At 76.4% G+C, this 21,825-nt stretch carries 13 protein-coding genes and 1 tRNA gene; 9 read left to right on the plus strand and 5 right to left on the minus strand.

The annotated features are described in order from the left end of the window. The first annotated feature begins 82 nt into the window (after positions 1-82). Positions 83-898 (plus strand): TIGR02452 family protein, encoded by an 816-nt coding sequence (locus ACWEPF_RS00470; protein WP_452170811.1) that lies wholly within the window; start codon positions 83-85, stop codon positions 896-898. Positions 899-965: 67 nt separating this feature from the next. On the opposite strand, the gene ACWEPF_RS00475 is transcribed toward ACWEPF_RS00470, so the two are convergent. From ACWEPF_RS00475 to ACWEPF_RS00490, 4 genes are all read right to left on the minus strand, one after another. Then, positions 966-1,286: a hypothetical protein gene (locus ACWEPF_RS00475; protein WP_345287997.1), complete on the minus strand. Its 321-nt coding sequence runs from the start codon at positions 1,284-1,286 to the stop codon at positions 966-968. An 83-nt stretch (positions 1,287-1,369) separates the two neighbouring features. Continuing rightward, positions 1,370-2,080 (minus strand): tyrosine-protein phosphatase, encoded by a 711-nt coding sequence (locus ACWEPF_RS00480; RefSeq protein WP_452170812.1) that lies wholly within the window; start codon positions 2,078-2,080, stop codon positions 1,370-1,372. A gap of 131 nt (positions 2,081-2,211) precedes the next feature. Continuing rightward, positions 2,212-2,964, minus strand: coding sequence for an SDR family oxidoreductase (locus tag ACWEPF_RS00485; protein ID WP_345287993.1), 753 nt, complete (start codon positions 2,962-2,964; stop codon positions 2,212-2,214). A 44-nt stretch (positions 2,965-3,008) separates the two neighbouring features. Then, positions 3,009-4,217 (minus strand): DNA glycosylase AlkZ-like family protein, encoded by a 1,209-nt coding sequence (locus ACWEPF_RS00490; protein WP_452170813.1) that lies wholly within the window; start codon positions 4,215-4,217, stop codon positions 3,009-3,011. 167 nt (positions 4,218-4,384) lie between these two features. Between ACWEPF_RS00490 and ACWEPF_RS00495 the strand changes: the two genes are divergently transcribed. Both ACWEPF_RS00495 and ACWEPF_RS00500 read left to right on the plus strand, forming a co-directional pair. Next, entirely contained in the window at positions 4,385-5,095 is a 711-nt protein-coding gene (locus ACWEPF_RS00495) for a nucleotidyltransferase domain-containing protein (protein WP_452170937.1), read from the plus strand. Positions 5,096-5,249: 154 nt separating this feature from the next. Next, positions 5,250-5,322, plus strand: a tRNA-Lys gene (locus ACWEPF_RS00500). A 66-nt stretch (positions 5,323-5,388) separates the two neighbouring features. On the opposite strand, the gene ACWEPF_RS00505 is transcribed toward ACWEPF_RS00500, so the two are convergent. Beyond that, positions 5,389-6,393: a helix-turn-helix transcriptional regulator gene (locus tag ACWEPF_RS00505; protein ID WP_452170814.1), complete on the minus strand. Its 1,005-nt coding sequence runs from the start codon at positions 6,391-6,393 to the stop codon at positions 5,389-5,391. Positions 6,394-6,634: 241 nt separating this feature from the next. Between ACWEPF_RS00505 and ACWEPF_RS00510 the strand changes: the two genes are divergently transcribed. The 6 genes from ACWEPF_RS00510 to ACWEPF_RS00535 all read left to right on the plus strand — a co-directional run bounded on the left by ACWEPF_RS00510 (position 6,635) and on the right by ACWEPF_RS00535 (position 21,808). Then, complete coding sequence (locus ACWEPF_RS00510; RefSeq protein WP_452170815.1) at positions 6,635-6,898, plus strand: hypothetical protein; 264 nt, start codon at positions 6,635-6,637, stop codon at positions 6,896-6,898. 100 nt (positions 6,899-6,998) lie between these two features. Continuing rightward, positions 6,999-7,190, plus strand: coding sequence for a hypothetical protein (locus tag ACWEPF_RS00515; RefSeq protein ID WP_345287985.1), 192 nt, complete (start codon positions 6,999-7,001; stop codon positions 7,188-7,190). A gap of 236 nt (positions 7,191-7,426) precedes the next feature. Beyond that, positions 7,427-8,194: a thioesterase II family protein gene (locus ACWEPF_RS00520; protein ID WP_452170816.1), complete on the plus strand. Its 768-nt coding sequence runs from the start codon at positions 7,427-7,429 to the stop codon at positions 8,192-8,194. Between the two features lie 143 nt (positions 8,195-8,337). Beyond that, on the plus strand, positions 8,338-14,487 hold the full coding sequence (locus ACWEPF_RS00525) for an amino acid adenylation domain-containing protein (protein ID WP_452170817.1): 6,150 nt from the start codon (positions 8,338-8,340) through the stop codon (positions 14,485-14,487). Beyond that, positions 14,484-17,438: a type I polyketide synthase gene (locus ACWEPF_RS00530; RefSeq protein ID WP_452170818.1), complete on the plus strand. Its 2,955-nt coding sequence runs from the start codon at positions 14,484-14,486 to the stop codon at positions 17,436-17,438. The genes ACWEPF_RS00525 and ACWEPF_RS00530 overlap by 4 nt, the downstream gene beginning before the upstream one ends. Beyond that, complete coding sequence (locus tag ACWEPF_RS00535; protein ID WP_452170819.1) at positions 17,435-21,808, plus strand: non-ribosomal peptide synthetase; 4,374 nt, start codon at positions 17,435-17,437, stop codon at positions 21,806-21,808. The genes ACWEPF_RS00530 and ACWEPF_RS00535 overlap by 4 nt, the downstream gene beginning before the upstream one ends. Positions 21,809-21,825: the final 17 nt, after the last annotated feature.

Here is a 21,825-nt window from a genome sequence, read left to right on the forward strand (position 1 = left end):
GGGCCCGCTCCACTCCGGTGGGGCGGGCCCGTCCGCGTTTATCCGGGTGACGGAGGGTCAGGCGTCCCCTAGCGTCGGCGGTATGAGTAGCAGACTGCACCAGGTCGCCGTCGTGAACGAGGGGATCGCCGCGGAGGGCGAGTACCGGCTCCCGAGGAGCGGCAAGGCCGTCGGGATCGGGGTGGAGCTCGCGGCCGCGCGGGCCGGCACCGTCTCGTACGCGCCGGAGCACCGGTTCGCGGGGGAGGGGCGGTTCACCGGGGTGGTGGAGGTGACCGCGGAGGGGAGCATGGCGGCCGCCGAGCGGCTCTCGGTGCCGGGTGGGGCGGGCCCGGTGGCGGTGCTCAACTTCGCCTCGGCCCGCAACCCCGGGGGTGGTTACCTGCGCGGCGCCCGTGCCCAGGAGGAGGACCTCTGCCGGTCCGCCCTGCTCTACCACTGCCTGCTGGCCGCCCCCGACTACTACGAGGCGCACCGGGCCTCCACCGACCTGCACTACAGCCACCGGGTGATCTGGTCCCCGGACGTACCGGTGATCCGCGACGCGCACGGCGAGCTGCGGGCCGACCCGTACACCGTCTCCTTCCTCACCTCGCCCGCCCCCAACGCCGGGCAGCTGGCGCGGCGGGCCGAGGGCGGACGGGTGGACGTGCGGGAGGTGTTGGTGGAGCGGGCCCGGCGGGTGCTCGGGGTCGCGGCGGCGCACGGGGTACGGGAGTTGGTGCTCGGCGCGTGGGGCTGCGGGGTCTTCGGCAACGACCCGGCCGAGGTGGCCGAGGCCTTCGAGCTGGCCCTGGCCACCCACGGCGCCCCGTTCGGCCGGGTGGTCTTCGCGGTCTGGGACCGCACCCCGGTCTCCGCCAACCGAGCGGCCTTCGAGGCCCGGTTCGGCGCCTGACGGCTCGGCACCGACGGCTGGGCGCCCGACGGTAGGGCGCCCGACCGTCCGGCGAGCCGACGGTGCGTCAGCGGCGGCCGGCCACCGCGCCGGCCACGGTCGAGGCCGCGGCCACCACGCCGGTCACGGCGAACACCGACGGCCAGGCCCCGATCCGCTTCGCCAGCGGGTGCGAGCCGCCGAACGCGGCCACGTACAGCCCCGTCAGCCCGGCCGCCACCGCGGCCCCGGACTGCCGCTTCCACCCCACCGCCGCGGCGGCTCCGGCCGCCGCCAGCACCGCCCCGCCCAGCTCCCGCCGCCCGCTCCACCTGGCCACCCCGTAGCCGCCGATCAGACCGGCCGCCGCGACCGCCGTACCGGCCGTTCCGCTGGGGATGCTCGCCATGCCGCTCAACTCCTGGGTCGTGGACGCTCCGGGTACGCCGGGTACAACGCCCGGTGGCCGGGCGGGGTGCCCGGCCGTCCGGATCAGGCCCGCAGCCGGGCGGCGACCGCGGTGATCTCGACGGGGGTCACGCCGTGGGATTCGAGGTAGCCGGGGAGCGAGCCGTGGGTGGTGCGGAGGTGGCTGAGGGCGAGGTGCAGGAGCTCGGGGGCGACGGGGTGCGAGCGGTGGCGGGTGCCGTGTTCGTCGTAGTAGTAGACGGGCTCGTCGGTGTCGAGGCCGAGGTGGGGGTTGGAGCGGACGAAGTCGGTGAGGACCTCGGCTTCGGAGAGGCCGGCCAGGAGTTGGAGGACGGCGATGGTGAGGCCGGTGCGGTCCTTGCCGACGGCGCAGTGGACCAGGGTGGGGCGGGCGTCGTCTGAGGCGAGGTGGCGGACGGTGGCGGCGATCGAGGGGCCGCCGAGTTCGGCCATCGCCCGGTAGGTGCCCTCCATGGTCCTGGGCCAGGCGAAGTCGGCGTCCTGGTCGGGGAGGAGGGGGTGGTGGAGGTCCTCCAGCTCGAGGTGGTGGTGGAGGTCGGGCCAGGCGGCGCGCTCGGCGGTGGTCCGGAGGTCGATGACGGTGCGGATGCCGAGCACTTCGAGCTGACGGGCGCCCTCGGGGGTGAGGGTGTTGAGGGATGCGGAGCGGTAGAGCAGGCCGGGGCGCAGGCCGGCGATGCCTGCGTCACGGAAGTTGCGGACGTCGGAGACGGTGAGGGCGGGCGGGGCGGCGTCGAACTCACGAGCGGTCATGAGTCGTACGGTAGCGGCCGGGTGGCACCTGGTAGCGGTGCTATCCGGGCGTGGGACCGGGCCGGGTCGGACGGGCCGGGTCGGGCGGGGTCGGGCGGGGTCGGGCCGGGTCAGGCAGGTCGGGGCGGGGCTCAGCGGCCGCCGGCGACGTCGATGAAGGCGCCCGTGACGTAGGAGGCGGCGGGGGACAGCAGGTACAGGATGGTCTCGGCGACCTCCTCGGGCTGTCCTCCCCGCCGCATCGGGAGCTGGGGGCCGACCCGGTCGACCCGGCGGGGTTCGCCGCCGAGCGCGTGGATCTCGGTGTGGATCAGGCCGGGCCGGACGGCGTTGACCCGGATGCCCTCGGCCGCGACCTCCAGGGAGAGACCGGTGGTCATGGTGTCCAGGGCGCCCTTGGAGGCGGCGTAGTCGACGTACTCGTTGGGCGAGCCGATCCGGGAGGCGGCGGAGGAGACGTTGACGATGGCGCCGCCCCTGCCGCCGTGCCGGGTGGACATCCGGCGGACGGCGGCACCGGCGCAGAGGAACGGGCCGGTGATGTTGGCGGTCCAGATCCGGGCCAGCCGTTCCTCGTCCAGGTCCTCGAGGCGGCACTGCTTCTCCAGGGTGCCGGCGTTGTTGACCAGGGCGGTGAGCGGGCCGAGCTCGCGGTCCACGGTGGTGAAGAGCCGCTCGACCTCGGTGGCGCGGGTGACGTCGGCCCGGACGGCCAGCGCGCTGCCGCCGGCGGCGGTGATCCGCTCGACCACGGAGGCGGCGGAGGCTTCGTCGGAGCGGTAGTTGACGCAGACCCGGTAGCCGCGTTCGGCGGCCAGCAGGGCGGTGGCGGCGCCGATGCCTCGGCCGGCGCCGGTGATCAGGATCACGTTCTCGTCGTTCATGGGCCGACGGTAGTCCACGGGGCGGGTACGGATGACCGGCGGGGTCAGCCGTTCGGCCTCGCCGCCGCGGCGGCGCGGAGGGCGGCGATCTTCGGGGCCCGGCTCTTGGGGGAGTCCAGGCTGAACCCCCTTGCGTCACCGAGCTGTTCGCGGATGAAGCGTCCGGTGCGGTCCACCGCCGCGCGCAGTGCGTCGTCGACCGGGACGAAGGGCAGGTGGACGATCTCCTCCCGCTCGGTGTCGTACTCCCAGATGCCGACGATCCGGCCCCGGTCGAGGACGACGTGGCTCTGCGGGTCGGCCTCGGTGCCGAAGCTGCGGCCGCCCTTGGCGGTGGGGGAGGGGCGGGCGGCGTCGGCCGGGTCGAGCAGCCGGGGGAGGTCGCGGTGCAGCAGGTGGATGCCGTCGATCCCGGCGAGCAGGGTGTGGTGCGGGGTGGTCGGAACGGTGAACTCCTGGAACTCCGCCACGAGTTCGGAGGGGAGGAGGAGGTCGGTGCCGGGGAGCGGGGTGAGGCCGAGCGGGGCGAGTGCGGCCTTGGCCGTGGCGGCGGTGAAGCCGGAGAACCAGCGGAAGTGCTTCACCGAGGCCGGAGCGGCCCAGGAGAAGTACCGCTCGGCCAGTTCGGCGGCCGAGCCGACCACCGGCTGGTCCCAGGCCGCGTAGGCGTAACGCTGCTGGTCCAGGCGGCCGTTGGGCGGCACCCGGCGGATCAGGCCGCGCGCCTGGAGCAGGCCCAGGGCCAGCGGGAGGGTGGTGGACTGTCCGCGCTTCCGGCCCGCCTCGCCCAGGCTCCGGGAGGCGCCGCCCACCCCGGCACGGATTGCCGAGGGATCCAACGGGCCGTTCCGGGAGAGGAGTTGGCTGATCGCCAGACAGAGCTTCTCGATCTCGTCCCTGGTCACGCCCAGGTGCTTCTCGGCCGCCGCCAGCTCGCCCTCCGGGGCGCCCGCCCCGGCGGCCAGGCCGAGCGCGAAGTCGGCCGCGGGCAGCACGTAGGTGCAGCCCCGGGCGGAGGGCAGCTCGTGCACCTCCAGCGCGGCGACCGCCACGTCCACCGCCTCCCGGTCCAGCCCGGCCCGGGCGAACAGGCCCAGGTACGGGGCCGCGCCGCCGACCGAGCGGGCCCAGCCGGTGGCGTCCAGCACCTCGGCCGGGGTGGCGCCGCCGTGCGTCCCGTCCAGCCACTGCCGCCGGGACCACCAGGCGCGGAGCTTCTCGATCGGGGCGGGCGGGGGCTCGGGGTTGGCCATGGGGTCAGTATCGGCGGGAGGTGCGGCAAGGGCGCGGAGCGGACGCCCGGGCGGGTCGCGGTCCGTCCGATCCCGTCCGGTCCGGTCCGGTCCGTCCGATCCGTCCGGGCGCGTCGCCGGTCGGCCTCCGGATAACCGTTCGACTCCGGGTGCGGGGCGCCCCCAGACTGGACGCGTCCCGCGTACCCGCCGAGGAGGCGACACCCGTGAACGTCCTGCTCTCCGGCATCGTCGGTTCCACCGCGTACGGCCTGGCCCACGCCGGCTCCGACCTCGACCGGCTCGGCCTGTTCGCCGCACCGACCGAGGAGTTCCACGGCCTGCACCGCCCCGCCGAGTCGCACGTCACCACCGCCCCCGACCGCACCCTGCACGAGGCCGCCAAGTGGTGCCGCCTCGCCCTCGGCGGCAACCCCACCGCCTCCGAGCTGGTCTGGCTGCCCGAGGAGCTCCACGAGGTGAGGACGCCCCTCGGCGAGGAGCTGATCGGCATCCGCACCTCCTTCCTGAGCACCCGGGCGGTCCGCAACTCCTACCTCGGCTACGCCACCCAGCAGTTCAGGAAACTGACGACCCGTGACCCCGCCGACACGGCCAGCCGGGCCCGGGCCGCCAAGCACGCCCGCCACCTGATCCGCCTCGTCCGCCAGGGCGTCACCCTGCACGAGACCGGCCACCTGGAGATCCGGCTGCCCGACCCGGAGGCCGTGCGCGCCGAGGCCGAACGGATCGCCGACGACGCCTCGCTGGCCACCACCCTGCTCTCCGACGCCGAGGACCGCTTCTCCCGCCCCGGCGTCCTCCCCGAGGCGCCCGACGAGGCACCGGCCGAAGCCTGGCTGCGCCGCGTCCGCGCCGCCCACCTGACCCCCGCCTGACGGCGTCCGCTCCCCCGCCCGACGGCTGCCGCACCGCCCTCCGGACGTGCCGTCGGCGCGAACCGCCCGGAGGCAAACGGGTGGCGGCCGCCGAGGGATCACCGGGTAGGATCACCGTGGCAGCGCCCAGGCACCACGGTGGCGAAGCCCGAACGGGCCGCTAGCTCAATTGGCAGAGCTGCGGACTTTTAATCCGTAGGTTCAGGGTTCGAACCCCTGGCGGCCCACCGCAGCAAGACCCAGACCAGATCCCAACTGGCCTGGGTCTCTTGCGTTCTGAGGCCCCGTCGAGGTCAGCGGGTGGAGGAGAGCCAGCCGAGGCGGACGGCGTTGGCGCCGGCCTCGAAGCGGCTGCGGGCCTCGAGGCGCTCCATGAGGAGGGCGGTGAGGCGGCGGGCGGTGCGGGAGGAGACGCCCAGGCGCTTGGCGATCACCTCGTCGGTGAGGCCGGTGTCGAGGAGGCGGAGGATCTCGGCCTCCTGGCTGCTCAGGCCGTGCCGGTCGACGGCGGGGGCCTCGCCGAGGGGGTTCGCGCTGGTCCAGGTGCTCTCGAAGAGGGCGCAGAGGGCGGCGACGATGCCCTCGCCCTTGAGCAGGACCGCCCCGGTGCGGGCGTCGGAGGTGTCGAGGGGGAGGACCACCTGGCGGCGGTCGATGATGACCATCCGGACGGGCAGGGTGGCCGCGGTCCGCACCTGTCCGCCGCGGGCGCTCAGCCAGTTCACGTGCTCCAGCGTCGGGGCGTGGTTGCGCACGCTGTCGAGGTAGACCGTCCGCATCCGCACGCCCCGGTCGAGCAGGGCGGCGTTCGGGTGCCGGCTGGCCTCCAGGTCCGCCGCGGGGTGGGCTCCGCCGGGCGCGAAGGTGGTGATCTCCTGCTCGGCCTGGGCGGCGAGGAGGGCCAGCCGCTCGCGGATGACGTCCAGGCCGATGAGCCGCTCCGCGTCCTCGCCGGCGATGGCCGCGGCGCTCGTCAGGGCGGAGCACTCCGCTATCAGTTGGGCGGCGGCGGCGCGCGAGGTCTCGATCCGGAGCTGCTGGGCGGCGAGGTCGGCCTGCTGCCGGCTGAGGATCATCTCCATGGCGATCTCGGGGCTGACGACCCGGTAGCCGCCGCCCTCCTGGAGCGAGGGCCGGACCAGTGCGAGGGTGCTGAGGGCGTCGAGGCTTCGGTGCAGGTCCTGCTCGGCGACCCCCAGGCGGCCGGCCAGGACGGCCAGATCCTCCTGCGGGTGGGCCAGCATGGACTTGTACAGCCGTTCCGCCGCAGAGTCCAGGCCGAGTGGCTCGAGCACCATTCCCCCATACACTGTTGGTGTTCCCTTGACCGTGTGCAGGCGATTATTGCCGAGCTTGCAGGTTTAGGCAATGGCCTAAAGTGTCCAATCCGCCCGGTTCCGGAGCGTTTGCCGGGGATGGAACTCTGGCTCCATGTATATGGTTCACGCTCAACTGGGCACCCGAACCGGCGCGCCGCTGCCTGACGACGCGTCAAAGCTATTCCGGGCAAGCGCGGAACCCGGCGAATCCGTGGAGTACGTGACCGTACATCCGGATGCTCCGATCGGCCCGGTCGTCGGCCTGTTCCTGGTCGCCCGCTCGCTGGAGGACGCGGAGGCGGTCGGGGCCGCGGTGTGCGCGAGGGCGCTGAGGAACCACCCGCAGTTGGGCGCGTTCCTGCTGCTCCGCTGCGAGGTCCGGCTGGTCGCCGCGTACTTCGACCGAATGTTCGGCCGGTCCTCTCCTGGACGGGTTATGCCAAGGCCGGATCATGACAGTGGAAACCCCTTCCTCGGCTTCTGAGGCGTGGAGAGACTGCTGTTCATCAAGTCGACCGACGGGGAGTGCGGAGGTCGAGACACCCTCACCGCCGCTCCCCCGCTTGCTCTTGGGGGAGAGAACCATGCTCGGACCGCGTGCTGCCACCTTCGTCGCCACCGCCCTTCTGGTGGGCGCCGGCCTGTTCGGGGCGGCCGCGTCGGCCGTGGCCGCGGAGCCCGGCGGGACGCAGTGGCAGTCGCGGGTCGAGGCGCTCGGGGCGCCGTCCGGCGAGGCGCCGGGGGCCGCGCTGAGCGACGTCACCTGGGGTCCGTGAGCGCTCGGCGCGGCCCGGTGGCCACCGCCGTGCACGGCACGGAACGGAATTCCTGCGGGCGGGCGGATTCCCCGTCGGGGAAATGATTCACGACCTCTTCCGGGTGCGTGGGATCGCCTGTGCCCGCTTCCGGCCCCGGGTGCCGGGTTTCGCCGTTCTTTCCGGTATCCCCTGCGGATTGTCCCCGGTGCGCCGGTGCGATTATCCGCAGGCATATTCAAATGAGGTCCGAGGTCGTGAGCGTTTCCGTTGGGAGCCGGGTCAGCCCCGGTCCGCCGAGCCGCTGGCTGCGCACGAGTGGTGCGGGCCCGGCCGTGGAGCTGAACGTCGTCTGCTTCCCGCCGGCCGGCGGGGCGGCGGGCTCGTTCGCCGCGCTCCGCAGGGCCGCGGGTCCGGAGACCTCGGTGACCGCGGTGCTGCTGCCCGGGCGCGAGGCGCGGATCGCCGAGCCGCACGCCACCGACCTGCACCGCCTCGCCGCGACGGTGGCGGGGGAGCTCCTTCCACTGCTGGCCCGGGACGAGACGCCCTACGTCCTGCTCGGGCACAGCCTGGGCGGCCTGCTCGCCTACGAGGTCGCACTCGGACTGGACGGGCTCGGGGCCCGGCCGCCGCTCACGGTGGTGGTGGCCGGGACGGCCGCTCCCCGGCACGCGTGCTGGTCGGCGGTGGCGTCCCGGCGCCCGGACGAGCTGCTGCGGCTCCTCGGCGGCGTGCCGCAGGAGCTCCTCGACATGCCGCAGCTGCTGGACCTCGCCGTCGAGGTGCTGCGCGCGGACCTGGCGATGGTGGAGGGCTACCGCTGCTCCGACGGCCTGCTGCCCGCACCGCTCGAGGTGCTGTACGGCAGCGAGGACCCGCTGGTCGACGCGGCGGCGGTGGCGGGCTGGGCCCGGCTGGCGGGGGCGGGGGTCGCGTTCGAGGGGTTGTCGGGCGGCCACTTCTTCCTGGACGAGCACTATCCGCGGCTGCTCGCGGCCTGGCACGAGGCGGCGGCGCGGTGAGGGCGGACGGGCGGACGGCGGGCGGACAGACCGCGGACGGGCGGACGGCGGGCGGGCCGACGGCGCGCGGCCGGGCGGTGGAAGACACACGGGCACTGGACGGCAGGGGCGCAGTCATGGGACAGACGGTTCATCACGAAGCTTTGACCACACCGGAGTTCGGCATCTGGCTGGCCGGTCGCCGGCATCCGGAGACGTACAACATCCACCGCGTCTGGGAGATCACCGGTGCCCTGGACGAGGCCGCCCTGCGGGCGGCGGTGGACGAGGTGGTCGGCCGTCACCGGGTCTTCGGGCGGCGGCTGCGGGAGAGCGGTGAGGTCCCGTACTGGGCGCGGGGGGAGGCCGTCGCGGCCTGGTCCTCGGCCGAGCAGGTGGCGGACGAGGCGGGTTGGCAGGCCGAGCAGGGCGCCCACCGGTTCGACCTCGCGGCCGAGTGCCCGGTCCGCGTCGCACTGCTGCGGCAGACCCCGCAGCGCCACCTGTTCTCCCTGCTGGTCCACCACATCGCCTGCGACGGGCTCTCCCTGGAGATCCTCCTGGAGGAGATCGGGCTGGCCTACGCCTCCCGGACGGCGGGCGGGCCCGCGCTGCCGCCGGTCGTGGACGGCCGGCCGGCGGGCCCCGCGCCCGCGACCGGCTACTGGGCCGGGCAGCTGGCCGAGGCCGAGTGGCCGGGCTCGCTGCCGCGCACTCCCGGGGCGCGCACCCCCGAGGCCGAGACCACCACGCTGCCGCTGACCGCGGAGCAGGCCGGCCTGCTCCGGACGGCGGCCCGGAGCCTGCGGGCGACCCCGCACCTGCTCGGTCTGGCCGCGCTGTACGGCACCCTCGCCGCGCACGGCAGCCCGCGGGACGTCATGGTCGCCACGCCCTTCGCGGACCGCACGCCGGCCACCGCGGGTCTGGTCGCCTGCCTGGCCCGGGTGGTGCCGATGCGTCAGCGCTGGGCGGCCGACGACACGGGCGCGGCCCTGGTCGCCGCCGTCCGCCGGACGATGGCGGGGGCGCTGAGCCACCTGGCCGAGCCGATCCGGGAGGCGGCCGACCTGTTCGGCGCGGTCGAGCCCGGGGTCACGGTGGCCTTCCAGGCGCACGGCCCGCTGCCCGCGCCCGTCCTGGTGGGCGCGGAGGTGCGGGCGCTGTCCGAGGACGGCCACGGAACGGTGCGCAACGACCTCGAGTTCGACCTCTACCTGCGCCCGGACGGTGGCGAGTTGGCCCTGACCCGGCGCCTGACGGGCGGTACCACGGCCCCGGCCGCCGCCCGGCTGTTGGCCGACTACCGGGCGGCCCTGCTCCGGCTGGCCGCGGACCCGGGCGCGCCGGTGGCCGGCACCGCCCGGCTGGGCGCCGTCGAGGCGGACGCCGTCCTGCGCGCCGAGCCTTCGGCGGAGCCGGTCCGGCTCGTCATGGAGCGCTTCGCCGAGCTCGTCCGCGAGCGGCCGGAGCAGCCGGCCGTCAGCTGCCCGGCCGGCCTCACGAGCTTCGCCGAACTGGACGCCGCCGCCGATGGGTTGGCGGCCCGCCTGGCGGCGGACGGGGTCGTCCCGGGCGAGGTGGTCGGCATCCTCGCCGAGCGTGGGGTGGCCCTGGTCGCGGCGCTCCTGGCGGTGTGGCGGGCGGGCGGCTGCGCCGTGCTGCTCGACCCGCTCCACCCCGACGACCGGATCTCCTACGTGCTGTCCGACTCCGGTGCCCGGGTGGTGCTGCGCAGCGCGTCCCTGGCGGAGCGTCAGGCCGGCCCGGCCCGCGTGCTGGAGCTGCCGGCCGGGCGCGAGGTCGTCGCGCTCGGCGCGAACGGGTTCGGGGCGAACGGCTTCGTCGCACCCGGGGCGGTGGCGGGACGGCTCGCGTACGTCATCCACACCTCGGGCACCACCGGGCTGCCCAAGGGCGTGATGATCGACCACGCCTCCTACGCGGCCTTCGTCGGTGCGTCCACGGCGGGCCGCGGGGCGGACCGGGTCGGCCTGGTGAGCTCGGTCTCCTTCGACCTGTTCTACCTCCAGCTGCTGGACCTCTTCACGGGCTCCTGCCTGGTGGTGGCGGACGAGCAGACCTACCGGAACCCGCAGGCGCTGGTGGAGTGGGTGGAGCGGCACGACGTCCGCTTCCTGGGCCTGACGCCCTCGATGTTCGGGGCCATGCGGAACTTCGGCTTCGAGGAGGTGCTCCGGCGCGGGCGGGTGGGCCTGCTGCTCGGCGGCGAAGCCCTGGACGAGCCGACCTGGCAGCTGCTGCGCGAGCTCGGCGTCGAGGGGGTGAACGCCTACGGCCCGACCGAGACCACCATCTGCGTCACGGTCTGCGGGTTCGGGGAGCGGACCGCCCCGGGCATCGGCCGGCCGCTGGAGGGCGTGAGCGCCTACGTGCTCGGGCCGGACCTGCGGCCCGTGCCGACCGGTGTGGCCGGTGAACTCCACCTGGCGGGGCCGCAGGTGGGCCGGGGCTACCTCGGATCGCCGGGCCTGACGGCCGATCGCTTCCTGCCGGACCCCTTCTCCACCGTGCCGGGGGCACGGATGTACCGCACCGGTGACCGGGTGCGGCTGGAGGAGGACGGCTTCCTGAGCTACCTGGAGCGCGCCGACCACCAGTTGAAGGTCCGCGGGCAGCGGGTCGACCCGGTGGAGGTCGAGAACGTGCTGCGCGATCTGCCCGGCGTCCGGGACGCGTACGTGGCGCGGAAGGCGCCCGGCACCTCCAACGGTCTGCTCGCCTACGTGCTGCCGGAGCGGGCCGACCGGCCGCTCGACCCGGTCGGGCTGCGCACCGCCTGTGCCCGCCGACTGGCACCGGCGGCGGTGCCGGCCCACGTCCTCGTGCTGGAGGCCTTCCCGCTGTCCGCGAGCGGCAAGCTCGACGAGCGGGCGCTGCCCGCCCCGTCCCACGCCGTGCCCGAAGTCGCCCCGGCGAAGGACGAGTTGGCCCGGATGTGGCAGGCCGCCGCGGGCACGGCGGCGGGTTCGGACGAGGACGACTTCTTCGCCTGCGGCGGCAGCTCGCTGGACGCCGCCCGGCTGGTGGCCGGGGTCAACCAGGCCTTCCGGGCCGAGATCGACCTCGCGGCCTTCTTCGCCGAGCCGACCCTGCGCGGCCTGCGCCACCAGCTCGAGTCGGCCGGCGACGGGGGGACGGCGGCCGCCGCCCCGGCCGTCGGGCTCTCCCCGGCCCAGCGGCGGCTGTGGTTGATGCACCTGCTGGACCCGAAGAGCCCCGAGTTCACCGTCTACTGGGCGGTGCGGCTGCGCGGCGCGCTGGACCGCGACCGGCTGGCGGAGGCCTGGCGCGCGGTGGTCGAGAACCACGGCGAGCTGCGGCTCCGGGTGCTGGACGACGCGGGCGAGCCGGGCCGGTCGGCCTGGCCGGCCGAGGAGTTCGCGCTCCGCGCCCGGACGCTCCCCGAGGCCGGGCTCGACGAGGAGCTCCGTGCGGCGTCCCGGCAGGTCTTCGACGTCTTCGGCGGGCCGCTGGCCGCGCTGGAGCTCATCTCGCTCTCCGACCGGCCGGACGAGCACGTCCTGCTGCTGACGGGGCATCACATGGTGCTGGACCGGCGCTCGGTGGAGCTGATCACCGATCAGCTCTTCCGCGGGCTCGACGGCCACCCGTCCGCACCGCCCCGGCGCGCCTACCAGGAGGCCCCCGCCCGTACGCGGGAGCGGATCGACGGTGGCCGGGCCTTCTGGACGGCCGAGCTGGCGGAGGCGGTGGCGGCGCCCGGCATCGACCTGGGCGGGCCCGGCACCACCGAGCGGGCGGACCGGGCCGGCACGGTCCGGGCCCTCGTCGGCGCCGCCGACTGGGCGAAGGCGCTGGAGACCACGCGTGCCCACCGCACCACTCCGCTGGTGCTGGCGCTGGCGGCCTTCGCGCTGACGGCGGACCGGTACGGCGCGGCCGGCGACGTGGTGGCCGGCACCACCATGGACGTCCGGCCACCCGGCTTCGACGACGTGGTGGGGCTGTTCGTCAACCCGGTGCCGGTCCGGCTGCGGGCCGAGCCCGGCCTGACGGGCGGCCGGCTGCTCGGCCGGACGCACGAGGCCCTGCTGCGTGCCCACGCCCACCGCGACGTGCCCTTCGACGAGCTGGTCCGAGGGCTGGGCCTGCGCGCCGAGCCCGGCCGGACCCCGCTCTTCCACGCCCTCGTCGACCACGAGCCGGCCGCCCGGGCCACGGCCCCGGCCGGGCTGGAGGTGCGGCCGGTCGACATCCCCGCCGAGGTGGCCAAGTACGACCTGGAGGTCGTGCTCCGCGAGACCGCCGAGGGTGCGGAGATCGAGGTCGGCTTCCGCCGCGGCCGGTACGACGAGGCCCAGGCCACCCGGCTGGCCACCGCGCTGCGCGACACCCTGGTCCTGCTGGCGGCCGAGCCGGACGCGCCGGCGCGGGTGCCGCTGGAGGGCGGGTCGATCCTGCGCCGCCCGCCGGCGGAGCCCCGGGCCTACGCCCAGGCGGGCCTCCTGGTCGAGCGGATCGCGCTGGCGGACCCGGAGCGGGAGGCCGTGGTCTGCGGTGAGGAGCGGCTCGGGTACGGCGGGCTGCTCACGGGCGCACTGGCCGTGGTGGCCGCCCTGGCCGGGGCCGGGGTCGCCCCGGGCGACCGGGTGGCCGTGCTGGCCCCGCGCTCGGCAGCCATGATCACGGCACTGCTCGGTGCCCACCTGTCCGGTGCGGTCGCCGTACCGCTCGACGTGGACCACCCGGACGCCCGGCTGGCGCAGGCCCTGGCGGACTGCGGTGCCGAGGTGCTGCTCGGCACGGCCGCGACGGTGGACCGGGGCCGGGCGCTGGGCTTGACCGCGCTGGACGTGACCGCCCTTCCCGAGCCGGCCGGCCGCCCCGCCACTCCGGCCCGGGGGGAGCGCGACGCCGCCTACATGATCTTCACCTCGGGCAGCACCGGCCGGCCGAAGGGCGTGGTCGTCGAGCACGGCCCGCTGGCCGCCTCGACCGCCGCCCGGCGCGAGGTCTACCCGGGCGAGCCGGTCTTCCTGCTGCTCTCCCCGCTGGCCTTCGACTCCTCGGTGGCTGGGATCTGGGGGACCCTCACGGCCGGCGGCCGACTGGTCGTCGCCGGGCCGGACGACGTCCGCGACCCGGGGCGGCTGCTCGGTCTGATCGAGCGTCACGCCGTCACCGACCTGCTGTGCGTGCCCTCGCTGCACGGAGTGGTGCTGGCCGAGGCCCGGCGCACCGGACCGGCCGCACTGCGCTCGCTGCGCCGTGCGGTGGTGGCCGGGGAGCCGCTCCCGGAGCAGGTGATGGACCTTCATTTCGAGCTGCTCCCCGGGGTGGAGCTGGTCAACGAGTACGGGCCCACCGAGGCCACCGTCTGGTCCAGCTACCGCCGTTACCGGGCACCGGGAGCGGTCGGCATCGGCGGTCCGGTGCCGGGCTACGCCCTCTACGTGCTGGACCACGCGCTGCGGCCGGTGCCGGAGGGCGTCCCCGGCGAGCTGTACGTCGGCGGGCCCGGTGTGGCCCGCGGCTACCTCGGCCGCCCCGCCGACACGGGCGCGGTCTTCCTGCCGGACCCGTTCGCGGGGCTGCCCGGCGCGCGGATGTACCGCACCGGTGACCGGGTGCGGTTGGCCGGGGACGGCGGGCTGCTCTTCCTCGGCCGGGCCGACGACCAGCTCAAGATCCGGGGCCACCGGATCCAGCCGGGCGAGATCGAGGCCGTGCTGCGCGGGGCGCCCGGTGTGCTGGAGGCCGCGGTGGTCGCCCACGGCCGGGGCCGGCTGGCCGCGTTCGTCACCGGCGACGCCGATCCGGACCGGGTCCGGCGGGAGGCCGTCGAACGGCTGCCCGCCGTCATGGTCCCGGCCGCTGTGCACAGGGTGGAGCGCCTGCCGCTGACGAGCAACGGCAAGGTCGACCGCAAGCGGCTGGCCGAGGAGGCGGACCGGCAGGTGCCGCCCGCGGCTCCCGGCGGACGGGTCCGCCCGGAGTACGCCGAGGTGGTCGCGGCCTGGTGCGAGGTGCTGGGCGTCGCGGACGTCCCGGTGGACGTCAACTTCTTCGAGCTGGGCGGCCATTCGCTGCTGATGCCCGCGCTCCAGGAGGCGCTGTACCGGCGCACCGGTGTGCGGGTGCCGATCCTCGACCTCTTCCGGCACGGCACCGTCGCCGACACGGCGGCCCGGCTGCGGCCGGAGCCGCTCGGCGAGCCCGGTCGGCCCGCCGAGCCCCCGTCCCGATCCCGCCGGGAGTCCTCCCGGCAGTTGCGCCTGCGCCGAGTCCGGCCCGAGGCGACCCCGGAGAACCAGGAAGGAAACCGATGAGCCGCGACCGTTCGCTGGACATCGCCGTCACGGGGATGGCCGGCCGATTCCCGGGCGCCCCGGACGTCGCACGGCTGTGGGAGGCGGTCGAGCAGGGCCGCACGCTGCTCCAGCGGCTCACCCCGGAGGAGCTGGAGCGGTCCGGGGTCCCGGCGGCGCTCGCGGGCGACCCGGCCTACGTGCCCGTGCACGGCCGGCTCGCCGACGCCGACCGCTTCGACCACGAGTTCTTCGGGGTCAGCCCCCGGGACGCCCGGCTGCTCGACCCGCAGCAGCGCCTGATGCTGGAGTGCGCGTGGTCCGCGCTGGAGGACGCCGGACACCGGCTGCGCGAGCCGGACACCCGACGGACCGCCGTCTACGCGGCCGCCAGCAGCAGCGAGCACCTGCGGATGCTGCTGGCCGGGGACGAGCTGGACGAGCCGGAGTTCGACGCGGCGATCGTCGCCAACGAGAGGGACTTCCTCGCCACCCGGATCGCCTACAAGCTCGGTCTCACCGGCCCCGCGATGGCCGTCCTGACGGCGTGTTCGTCCTCGCTGGTCGCCGTGCACCTCGCCGTCCAGGCGCTCAACAACGGCGAGTGCGACCAGGCACTGGTGGTCGCCGCCTCCGCCAACGCCCCGCAGGCCGGCTACCTCCACCTCCCCGGCGGCATCCTCTCCGGCTCAGGCGTCTGCCGGCCCTTCGACGAGGCCGCCGACGGCGCGGTCGGCGGCTCCGGCGTGGTCGGGGTGGTGCTGCGCCGCTTCGCGGACGCCGCCGACGAGGGCACGCCGCTGTACGGAGTCCTGCTCGGCTCCGCCGTCAACAACGACGGCGAGGCCAAGCCCGGCTTCTCCGCCCCCGCGGCGGCGGGCCAGGAACGGGTGATCCGGGAGGCCTTCGCGGCCGCCGAGATCGAGGCCTCCTCGCTCGGCTACCTGGAGGCGCACGGTACCGGCACCCGGATCGGTGACCCGATCGAGTGGTCCGCGGCCTCGGCGGTGCTGAGCGAGCTCGGCGCGGCCCCGGGCCAGGTCCGGGTGGGTGCGGTCAAGGGGACCATCGGACACCTCGACGCGGCGGCCGGGCTGGCCGGTCTGGTCAAGGCCCTGCTGGTGGTCGGCACCGGCACGGTGCCCCCGATCGCGGGGTTCAGCGGCCCCAACCCGCTGCTGGAGCAGGAGGGTTCGCCGCTGGCCCTGCCGACGGCCGCCGAGCCCTGGTCGGGCCCCGAGCCCCGCCGGGCCGCGGTGAGCTCCTTCGGCATCGGCGGCACCAACGCCCACGTGCTGGTGGAACAGGCGCCCGAGGCGGTGCCCGGCACCGACGCACCGTCAGGCGAGGACCGGCTGGTGGTGCTGTCGGCCGCCGACCCGCAGGCGCTGCGCCGGGCCAGGGCCCGGCTCGCGGACCACCTGGACGCCACCGGCGAGGCGGCCCAGGACGTGGCCGCCACCCTCGCCCGCCGGGCGGTGTTCCCGTACCGCAGCGCGGTGGCGGGTTCGACCTCCGCCGAACTGGCCGCCGCGCTGCGCGCTCCGGCCCCGGACGCTGCCGCCGCCGGACGGGAGCCCGCCCCGCTCGTCTTCCTCCTGCCCGGTCAGGGCACCCAGACCCCGGGCATGGCCAGGCCCTTCGCGCTGGCCCTGCCGGGCTTCGCCGAGGCGCTGGAGACCTGTCTAGCGGCCTTCGGCCCGGAGCTCGCGGCGGAGTTGGCCGAGGCACTGTACGACCGGGGCTTCCCGGCCGACCGGCTGGAGGCCACCCGGCTCGCCCAACCGGCGCTGTTCGCCGTGGAGTTCGCGGCGGCCACCGCCCTGGCCGGGCTCGGCCTGCGGCCCTCGGCGCTGATCGGGCACAGCCTCGGCGAGCTGACCGCGGCCTGCCTGGCCGGCTCCCTCGACCTGGTGACGGCGGCCCGGCTGGTGGAGCACCGGGGCCGGCTGATGCAGGCGTGCGAGCCGGGCGCGATGCTCGCCGTGGCCTGCTCGGCGGAGGAGGCCGGGCGCCTGCTCGCCGACTCCGGTGCCGGCCTGGAGATCGCGGCCGTCAACACCGCCACGGACACGGTGCTCAGCGGTCCGGTCGCGGAGGTCGACGCCTTCGCGGCGTCCCTGGACGGCCGGTACCGCAGCCGCAGGCTGCGCACCAGCCACGCCTTCCACTCGGCGTCGATGGACCCGGCGGCGGCCGGGCTGCGCGAGCTGCTGGCCGACGTCCGGCCCGGGGCCGCGACCGTGCCGTGGGTGGGCAACACCGACGGGGTGCTGGTGGCGGCGGGGGAGGTGGTGGCGGCCGAGCGGTTCGCGGAGCAGCTGCGCCGGCCGGTCCGCTTCGCCGACGGACTGGCCGCGCTGGCGGCGGAGTTCCCCGGCGCGCGGGCGGTGGAGGTCGGCCCGGGCCGGGTGCTGGCCGCCCTGGCCGAGGCGGCCGGTCTGGACGCCACGCCGCTCTGCCCGGCGGTGCCGGACGGGGACGCGGCCGGATCGGTGCTCGCCGCCCTGGGCGGCCTGTGGGCCGCGGGCGAGCCGGTGGCCGTGGAGCTGCTGGCCGGTCCCGGCCGCCGGCTCCACCTGCCGACCTACTCCTTCGAGGGGCCGAGGTGGCCGCTGCCCGCACGCCGGGCCGCACCCGTGGCCGCGACCGCGGCCGCGCCCTCGCCCGGACCCTCGGACGGGGCCGAGGAGGGGCCCGGAACCGAGGACGAGCGCGGTCCGGTGGAGCTGGTCCAGGACCTCTGGCGCGAGCAGTTGGGCGTGCACGCCCTGCCGGGCGGGGCGGACTTCTTCGAGGTGGGCGGGGACTCGCTGGCCGTGACGCGGCTGGCGCGGCGGATGGGCCAGGTGTTCGGGGTGGAGGTGCCGGTCCGCGAGCTGCTGGCCGCCCGGACGGTCGACGGCCACGTCGCGCTGGTGGAGGACCTGTTGATCCAGCAGTTGGTTGCCGAGGCCGAGGGGGCCCTGTGAACACCGCACGTCTCGACCGGCTGACGCCCGATCAGCGGGCGGAGCTGGAGCGCCGGTTGGCCGGCCGCCGGACCGCTCCGCCCCGGGAGCGGCAGGAGGCCCCGGTCGACCTGACCGCGAGTCACCCGCTCTCCGACACCCAGTACCGCCTGTGGCTGGCCGAGCAGGCCCACGGCCCGTCGGCCGCCTTCACCGTCCCGGTGGCGCTCCGCGTCGAGGGCGCACTGGACACCGGCCGCCTCCAGGCCTGCCTCGACCTGCTCGCCGAGCGGCACCTGGCCCTGCGCGCCCGGATCGTCCAGGAGGGCGGTGCTCCCCGGCAGCGCTTCGACCTGCCCGCGCGCATCCCGCTGGAGCGGCGGGACCTCGCCGACGGCGAGGCCGGGCTCGCCGCGGCCCTCCGGGAGGAGGCCGCGCAGGTCTTCTCGCTGGCGCGGCCGCCGCACGTGCGCGCGGTGCTGCTGAGCACCGGCCCGCAGGCCCGGGTGCTGGTGCTGTCGCTGCACCACGCGTTCTGCGACGGCTGGTCCCTGGAGGTCCTGCTCCGGGAGCTGTTCGAGGCGTACGGCGCGCCGGGCGCCCCGGCCCTGCCGGCCGGGCCGGCCGCCCAGCACCTCGACTACGCGCGGTGGGAGCACTCGGCCCCCGGCCGGGACGTGCTCGCCCGCAACGCCGCCTACTGGGCGGGTCACCACGAGGACCTGACGGACCGTCCGGAGCTGCCCTTCGCCGACGGCCCCGGGGCGGTCGGCGACCCGGTGTCGGCCTTCGTGCCGCCCGCCGGGCTGCGCGAGCGGGTCGCGGAGCTGGCCCGGCGGGCCGGGGCGACCACCCACGCCGTCTGGCTCGCGGCCTTCGCGGCGACCTGGCACCTGGTCACCGGCGTCCGGGCCGTGCCGATCGGGGTGCCCGCCGCCAACCGCGGCGAGGCGCGCTGGGACGGCGCGGTCGGTGCCTTCGTGACGACGCTCCCGCTGGTGGTCCGGGTCGACCCGGCGCGGACCTTCACCGAGCTGGTGCGCCGGGTGACCGAGGCCCTGCTGGAGGGGTCCGAGCACGCCGCGGCCCCGCTCGGCGGACCGACGCCGGCCTCGCCCGCCGCGGTGTTCGTGTTCACCGGGGAGGGCGGCCGCCGGGAGGTGCCCGGTGGACTCGTCGTCGAGACGCTGCCGGTCCGGGTGCAGGGCAGTCAGAACGAGCTCACCGTCCAGCTGGTGGAGCGGCCCGACGGTCCGTCGGGTGCGCTGACCGCCGCCCCCGGCCGCTACGGCGACGCCGACCTGGACCGGCTGGGCGGCACGTACCTGCGCTGCCTGGACGCGCTGCTGGCCGCCCCGGACGCCCCGCTGGCCGCGGCGGACCTGCTGGACGACCGGGACCGGGCGCTGCTCGCTGACTCGGCCGAGGCAGCTGCCGCACCGGCCTTCGGCCTTCCCTACCAGGCGTTCCGCCACTGGGTGGAGCGGACCCCGGACGCCTTCGCCGCGGCCGACGCCGACCGCTCCCGGCTCGGCTACCGCGAGCTCGCCGACCGGGTGGAGGGCTTCGCCGCCGCCCTGCACGGGGCCGGGGTCCGCCCGGGCGGTGCGGTGGCGCTCTGCCTGCCGCGGTCCGTCGACTACCTGGCGCTCACCCTCGCGGTCTGGCACCTGGGCGGCTGGACCGTCCCGCTGAACGTGAAGGACCCGCTGGACCGGCTGCGCTCCCTGGTGGCCGGTGCCGGCGCGGCCTTCCTGGTGCGGCCCGCCGCGGCCGCCGCGGCGGGGCTGCCCGGGGTGGCCGAGCTTGCCGTCGAGGAGCTGGCCGGCGACGGACGGGCGGCACCCCCGCCCGCCGCCCTCCGCCCGGCCGACCTCGCGTACGCGGTGTTCACCTCGGGCACCACCGGCACGCCCAAGTGCGTCGCCGTGCCGCAGGGCGCGCTGGCGAACGAGCTCGCCTGGCGGCGGGCGGCCATCGGCCTGGACGGCCGGGACCGGGTCCTGCAGACCATCCCGCTCGCCTTCGACCCGGCCTTCTGGCAGTGCTTCGGCCCGCTCGCGGCCGGGGCCGGTGTGGTGCTGCCGGAGGCCGATCCGGACGCCACCCCGGGCGCGGTGGTGGACGCGGCGATCGCGTACGGCGCCACCGTGGTCGACCTGGTGCCCTCCCTGCTCGCGGCACTGGAGGACGAGGACCTGGGCCGGCTGCCGGCCCGGGTGGTGTTCTGCGGCGGCGAGCCGCTGCCGGCCGCACAGGCCGAGCGCTACCGTCGGCTGGGCTCCGGCACCCTGTACAACCAGTACGGTCCGTCCGAGACCTGCATCGACGCCAGCTCCCACCGCTACGACGGGGGAACGGCGGAGGGCACCGTGTCCATCGGCCGGCCGATCGGCGGCGTGCGGCTGCACGTCCTCGACTCCGCGCTGCGGCGCGTACCGGTCGGTGTGACCGGCGAGCTGTACATCGGCGGGCTCGGGGTGGCCCGCGGCTACGCCGGCCGTCCGGCCGAGACCGCCGCGCGCTTCCTGCCGGAGCCGGCCGGCCCGCCCGGTGCGCGGATGTACCGGACCGGGGACCGCGCCCGCTGGAACGCGGACGGCACTGTCCAGTTCCTCGGCCGGGCCGACAACCAGGTGAAGATCCGCGGCCACCGGGTGGAGCTGGAGGAGGTCGACCGGGCGCTGCTCGCGGTGCCCGGTGTGCGGGAGGCCGCGGCCGTGGTGGTCGGCGAGCGCTTCCACCGGCTGGTCGGCTTCCTCGCCGGAGGGCCGGACCTCACTCCGGAGACGGTGCGGGCCCGGCTCGCCCGGGCGCTGCCGGGGTACATGGTGCCGGCCGAGCTGCGGGTGCTGCCCGCGCTGCCGACCACCGCCAACGGCAAGGCCGACCGGCGCCGGCTGACCGAGCTCGCCGGCAGCCGCCCCGTCGGCGGGCCGGCCGCGGCGCGGCGGGACGATCCGGTGCTGGCGGCGGTGCTGGCGGCGTTCGCCGCGGTGCTGGAGCTGCCCTCGGCCTCCCCCGAGGACGACCTCTACGACCTCGGCGGGGCCTCGCTCGGTGCGGCCGGGATCGCCGCCGAACTGACCACCCGGCTCGGTGCCGAGGTCCCCGTCCGCCTCGTGCTCGGCAACCCGCGCGCGGCCGACCTGGCCGCCGCGCTGGCGGCCGGGCCGGCCGGGGCGGCCCCGGCCGGGGCGCCCGCGGACGACCTGGTGCCCGGCCCCGAGCAGCGGCAGGTGCTCGCCCTGGAGCGGCTGCTCGGCCGTCCGGCCCCGCCGGTCCCGGTCGTCCTGGACCTGGAGGCCGGCACCGGTGCCGAGCGGGTGGCGGACGCCGTCCGCCGGCTCGCCGAGCGCCACGACGCGCTCCGGCCGCTGCCCGGCGCGAGCGCCCCGGACGACTGGCAGCCCTGCGTGACGGCGGCGCTGCCGGCCGGGCCCGAACTGCTCGGCTGGCCTGCCGAACTGATCGAGCGTCACCTGTCCGACGGTCACCCCGGCCTGCAGGCGGTCCTGTTGCGAGGGGGCGGCGGAGCCGACCGGCTGCTGCTGCTCCTGGCCCGCAACCGGGCCGACGGGCCCTCGGCCGGCGTGCTCGCCGAGGAGCTCACCGGGCTGCTCGCGGGCCGGGAGCCGGCCGGGCCGGCGCCGAGCTACCGGCGGCACCTGGGCGAGCGCGCCCGCCGCCGCGCCCTCGGGGGCGAGGAGCTCGAACGGTACTGGACCACGACCCTGGAGCCACTGCCGCTCGACCCCTTCGCGCAGCTGCGCACGACCGGGCGCGGCTTCCGCAACCACGGCGTGCGCTGGACCCTGCCCGCCGGGCTGGACGCCCGGCTGCGGGCCCGCTGCGCCGTGCTCGGGGTCGCTCCGGCCGCCCCGTTCCTGGCCGCCCTCGGCGGGCTGGTCTCCCGGATCGCCGGGGCCGGCCGCGTGGTGGTGGGCACGCCGGTCGGGCACCGGTCGGGCACCGCCGAGGCCGGGCTGGTCGGCCGGGCGGTGGACATGCTGCCGGTCGTCCTGGACGCCGAGGGCGACCTGACGGCGGCTCACCGGGCGCTGCTCACCGCGCTGGGCCACGCCGACCTGCCGCTCGAACGGATCGCCGAGCTGGTGGACCCGGTCGACCCGGCCCTGCGCCCGGCGGTCTGCGCCGCGGCGCTGCTCACGCACGACTACCAGGGCGTTCCGGAGGGCTCGCCCGGCTCCGCGCCGGCGGACGAGGTGCCCGAGCACTGGTCCGACCTCGACCTGGTGCTGCACGTGCAGCCCGGGCCGGACGGGTCCAGGAGCCTGCTGCTCTCCGGCGACCTGCTGATCTTCGACCCCGCCGCGCTGCGCGGCTGGACGGCCGAGCTCGCCGAGTCCCTCGGCCGCTGGGCCGTCTGACCTCACGACACCACTCA

The sequence above is a fragment of the Kitasatospora sp. NPDC004289 genome (genome assembly GCF_053602875.1).

Coding starts and splice junctions, on each gene's coding strand:
- ACWEPF_RS00470 (WP_452170811.1), top strand. CDS start 83: ATGAGTAGCAGACTGCACCAGGTCGCCGTCGTGAACGAGGGGATCGCC.
- ACWEPF_RS00475 (WP_345287997.1), bottom strand. CDS start 1,286: ATGGCGAGCATCCCCAGCGGAACGGCCGGTACGGCGGTCGCGGCGGCC.
- ACWEPF_RS00480 (WP_452170812.1), bottom strand. CDS start 2,080: ATGACCGCTCGTGAGTTCGACGCCGCCCCGCCCGCCCTCACCGTCTCC.
- ACWEPF_RS00485 (WP_345287993.1), bottom strand. CDS start 2,964: ATGAACGACGAGAACGTGATCCTGATCACCGGCGCCGGCCGAGGCATC.
- ACWEPF_RS00490 (WP_452170813.1), bottom strand. CDS start 4,217: ATGGCCAACCCCGAGCCCCCGCCCGCCCCGATCGAGAAGCTCCGCGCC.
- ACWEPF_RS00505 (WP_452170814.1), bottom strand. CDS start 6,393: ATGGTGCTCGAGCCACTCGGCCTGGACTCTGCGGCGGAACGGCTGTAC.
- ACWEPF_RS00515 (WP_345287985.1), top strand. CDS start 6,999: ATGCTCGGACCGCGTGCTGCCACCTTCGTCGCCACCGCCCTTCTGGTG.
- ACWEPF_RS00530 (WP_452170818.1), top strand. CDS start 14,484: ATGAGCCGCGACCGTTCGCTGGACATCGCCGTCACGGGGATGGCCGGC.